Genomic DNA, 1,697 nt, shown 5'->3' on the forward strand with positions numbered 1-1,697 from the left:
GCCGTAAGGCCGCCAGCGTAGCGGGCTTGCGCGACCTTCTCCAGACGGCTCATCAGATCGAGGATTTCGCGGGTCAGCTGTTCATTACGATAGGCGTAATACATCTGCGCAAAATTGAGTTTGATCTGCCCGGCAATATCAGCCCAAGCTCCCATGAGCTGCCCCTTGGCACCATCTGCCTCCAGCTCGGCGATTTCCCGTTTAAGGTCGCGCTTGCCAAACCAAGGTAGTTCCTGCATCAGCAAATAGCGGGTGCTGCCGACCTTACTGGGCGCCAGCGTGGCGTTCTGTTCGCCCATTTTGGTAATGTCGCGCAACTCGGTTCTGAAACGAGGGTCGGGCAACGCGCCCGCCGGGTTGATGCGCTCGAATGATGCATCGGCTTCCGCCTGCATTGCCGCATATTCCGGATTCCGGGGCTTGGCATATTCCAGCAGGCTTTCGACATTCCGCCCCAGCGGCGGCTCCTGAGCCAAGGCGGTACTGCTGATGGCCAGCCCCAAAAGCAGGCTCTGCAAGCTTTTTAACGACGACATCTCAGACTCTCTCCACAACATCTGTTTGCTTCATCAGAATTTCCTCCACTTCAGGCGCAAGGCATTGCCGACCACGGAAACAGAGCTAAGGCTCATCGCCAGCGCTGCAATCAAGGGCGACAACAGCCACCCGGTCACGGGATACAGGAGGCCGGCGGCAATCGGAATGCCGAGAGCGTTATAGAGAAATGCAAAAATCAGGTTCTGGCGCATGTTGCCTACCGTTGCCTGCGACAAAGCCCGGGCAAAAGCAATGCCACGCAAATCGCCTTTGACGAGCGTGAGTTGTGCGCTGTTCATGGCGACATCCGTACCTGTGCCCATGGCAATACCGACATCGGCTCTAGCCAGTGCAGGCGCATCGTTAATGCCATCGCCAGCCATCGCAACCACGGCCCCGGCTTTTTGGAGTTGTTCGACCAAAACCAGCTTGTCGGCGGGTTTTACCTCGCCATGCACTTCATCAATGCCCAATCGCGCACCCACGGCCTTGGCGGTGGTCAAGCCATCGCCGGTGGCCATGACCAGACGAATGCCGACTTGTCGCAACATGGCAAGCGCTTCCGCAGTGCTCGACTTGATTGGATCAGACACAGCCAGCAGACCCGCCAGCTTTCCGTCGACACCGAGATACATCACGCTGGCGCCTTCGCTACGCAGGCGTTCGGCATCCGTTACTAGGGGGGCCACTTGAACCCCGGCCTGTTCCATCAGCGCAGTATTACCAAGTGCCAGCAACTTTCCGGCCACGCGACCATGCACACCAATGCCGGTGGAAGACTCAAAGTCCTCGACCTTATCGAGACTGAGCGCCTGTTCTCGGGCTGCCTGAACGATGGCATCGGCGAGCGGATGTTCGCTGCCCTGGTCCAGGCTGGCGGCGAGCCGCAAAACTTCGTTGGCATCAAAGCCCGCGGCTGGAACGACACGATCAAAACGCGGCCTGCCTTCCGTTAGCGTGCCCGTCTTGTCTACAATCAAGGTGTCGACCTTGCGCAGATTTTCGATGGCGGCTGCATCACGGAACAGTACGCCGCGGGTGGCGCCTTGGCCAGTAGCCACCATGATGGACATTGGTGTAGCCAGACCCAGCGCGCAGGGGCAGGCAATGATCAACACGGCCACTGCGTTGATGAGCCCGAACACCCAGCTCGGTTCAGG

2 protein-coding genes are annotated in these 1,697 nt (G+C 58.9%); both read right to left on the reverse strand.

The annotated features are described in order from the left end of the window. Positions 1–536 (reverse strand): TolC family protein (locus Q8R75_RS16935; RefSeq protein ID WP_305663801.1); only part of this gene is annotated, 536 nt, incomplete at its 3' end. Positions 537–569: 33 nt separating this feature from the next. Further along, positions 570–1,697, reverse strand: a 1,128-nt coding sequence (locus Q8R75_RS16940) for a heavy metal translocating P-type ATPase (RefSeq protein WP_305663802.1), incomplete at its 5' end; no start/stop codon positions are given.

This window comes from Methyloversatilis sp., from assembly GCF_030696805.1.
GTDB lineage: Bacteria > Pseudomonadota > Gammaproteobacteria > Burkholderiales > Rhodocyclaceae > Methyloversatilis.